This is a genomic window from Caldicoprobacter sp., assembly GCF_047459465.1.
Taxonomy (GTDB): domain Bacteria; phylum Bacillota; class Clostridia; order Caldicoprobacterales; family Caldicoprobacteraceae; genus Caldicoprobacter.
Genome location: NZ_VSCO01000208.1, coordinates 1 through 2,263 on the forward strand (window position 1 = coordinate 1; position 2,263 = coordinate 2,263).

Sequence of the window (2,263 nt, forward strand, 5' to 3'; positions counted from 1 at the left end):
ATCCTGGTTCATGAACAACTGACGAACCCTCACCTCTTTTTATTCACATCGCTATTCTCATCATAAGCCTTATCTCTTGTAAAGCCAGAGTAAATGATGGTGCCCACATACTCATACGGCCCTTCTATATCCTTTGACACCGCAAAGCCTATAGCCGAGCGTATATAGGTAGAAGATACGCTATAATAAAGCATATATGCGCCCTTGGTACCATCTTTATTTATGTAATACGGATTCCATAAGATCTGAGGAGCCCATACGGCAAAACCACCTTTGCAGTCGGCATCGTCTTCACCGGCCCAGGCAAATGACTCGGCCAGGTTTTTAGATAGATCACCGTACAATGCATTGCCGGGAGTTTTATAGCCGTTTGTAAATTTGGTCCATTTCATCAAGTCCTTGGATTTAGCAGCCTCAATATGAGTCCCAAAAACGTAGAAAGTATCATTTACCTTTATTATACAAGGATCATGCACTGATACGTTTGCAAACTCCGGTTTAAAATCCACATCTGAAACTCCTGTATTGGCAAATACGCTGGTCGAAAATGGAAAAGCAAGTAAAAGATAAAGTAATCGCTTAAAAGCATTTTTATTCATAAGCTTCAACTCCCTTTTACTTTTTCGTCTTTATCCTCAATATAGTGACTGAATTGCCGTCAAATTGGAAGGTGAAAGTTCCTTTCAATCCTTTGACCTTTTTGGTCACCGGATAAACCCTTCTTGGGTTTAAAAAATTATTTTCAGCGTTCTTGCTGTCAGCAGACAATATGATGGCTATTCCTTCGGGTATTACCTTTTGCGCTCCATCCAATATTATCTTGACGTTCTGCTTATCGTCAGAAGCATTGACAACTTTGAGAATTATATCTCCATTTTTATCAATGCTAGATACCGCATATAAGTCATCGTAATCGGTTCTATCAATCACATCATGAATTAGCTCCCCGTTGAGATAACATCTGATCCTCTCACCTGAGAGCTCAATTTTTATATCATACCATTTACCGGAAACCACAGTAACATTCTTGAGGTCAGTTATTACCGTTTTATTACCTGCCACCGATTTCTCTATAGCTGTGTAGGTATTACCCCAACCCCCGATATTCCACCAGTAAAATGTGTTATTGTTTTTAACGCCGAATAGTATAAGCATTCCCTCATTCCCACCGAGTTTTCGTGCTTTAAGGCTTATAGTATAATTTTCCCAATTTATATCGCCTGTGATGGCATAACAATTTTCATCTCTACTCACCTGTCTCAGCGCTCCGTTCTCTATCCTCCAGTTACCATTAATGACTTTCCAATTGAATTCACTGTCAGAAAAATCATCAGAGAAAATAACGCTACCATCCTCCCCTATAACTTTGAAATCCTTGTATTCCACCTGAGTAACCCATGACCCCAAACCAACCATGCCCTGGATACTGTTTTCATTCTCTTCCTTCGGCACCGACAGCTCCAATGGAAGTATGAAATCTCCTCTGTTTTCGCTGAACATTTTCTGAACGTAATAGCTTGGCGTACCGTATGAGCTCATATTATTAAACCATATCAAATTGGGTTGCCACTGAGAAGCCCCGGCCTTTCCCAGCAAAGGTGCATAAGAGGCCATAATGACGATATCGGAGTTACGCTCCACACCAGTCAAGAATGCAGCTTCTGCTAGGGCAGCTTCCATATTGTTTTTACGGCCAGAAGTATGGGCAGCATATTCTCCAATAAAGACTTTTGGACCGTTTCTATCATAATCATCATAGCGATCAACATTGCTGAAGAACCATTCCGGCGCCATGTAAAAATGTTCTTCTACAATATCGGCTTTTCCGGTTTTCTTAACCCATTCCCATGCATTATATAACAGCGGACCAGTTCCACTAGGACCGGCAGAAAATATGATATTTATATCAGGATATTTTTCTTTTATTGCGTCATAAAACTTCTCGTACCTTTGAAAATATGCCTCTCCCCACTGTTCATTTCCAATAGCTAAATATTTCAAATTAAAAGGCTCTGGATGACCGTGCTGCTTCCTCACAGCTCCCCACTTGCTGTCCACAGGGCCATTGGCATATTCTATAAGGTCCAGCGCATCCTGTATATATTCGTCCAGATCGCTGAGAGAGGCAAAGTTGCCACCTCGAGCTTGACATGACATACCACAATTGATTACTGGAACAGGTTCAGCACCTATATCCTCACAAAACTGAAAGAATTCATAAAAACCCAAACCATTAGAGGTATAATACCCCCAAAGATTATAT

The 2,263-nt window shown here is 40.7% G+C and carries 1 protein-coding gene and 1 pseudogene; both read right to left on the minus strand.

Annotated features, from left to right (window positions below):
• Nucleotides 1-35: 35 nt before the first annotated feature.
• Nucleotides 36-599: pseudogene (locus FWJ59_RS09385) on the minus strand (family 43 glycosylhydrolase); the annotation flags it as partial.
• A gap of 16 nt (nucleotides 600-615) precedes the next feature.
• On the minus strand, nucleotides 616-2,263 hold a 1,648-nt coding region (locus tag FWJ59_RS09390), incomplete at its 5' end, for an alpha-L-arabinofuranosidase C-terminal domain-containing protein (protein ID WP_414481669.1).